Source organism: Tamlana crocina, assembly GCF_012037625.1.
On sequence record NZ_JAAVJS010000615.1, the window covers coordinates 1 to 332 of the forward strand.

Sequence of the window (332 nt, forward strand, 5' to 3'; positions counted from 1 at the left end):
GGCTACTTCTCCAACTTCTTCTGTGAGCTGCGCCATGTTGGTAAGTTCATTAAAATATCTTACCCCGTGTTCCCTGATCCAGGCATCTACAGCCTCCTGTGCATTTTCAATGTTCATTAAATAGTTTTTTTCAAAACTATAGCTTCTGATTGTTTCTCCACCATCTGAGCATAAAATTCTTTTAATGCCTGATATTGCGATGGAAGGAAAATGATGTTTTTTAATCCAAAGTCCGCCTGAAGTCTCAGGAACCTGCCATTTTGATTTGCCAAGAATTTGAATTCTCCTTCTCCTCCATTGATGGTCGTGATAAGACTTTCGGGCATTGATTC

General features: G+C 39.8%; 1 protein-coding gene and 1 pseudogene. Both read right to left on the reverse strand.

Features of this window, described 5'->3' with window-relative positions; translation table 11 throughout:
- Positions 1-117, reverse strand: a 117-nt coding sequence (locus tag HC176_RS18280; RefSeq protein ID WP_483414763.1) for a nucleoside triphosphate pyrophosphohydrolase family protein, incomplete at its 3' end; no start/stop codon positions are given.
- Positions 117-332 (reverse strand): annotated as a pseudogene (locus tag HC176_RS19770) (hypothetical protein); the annotation flags it as partial. The pseudogene HC176_RS19770 and the gene HC176_RS18280, both read right to left, overlap by 1 nt.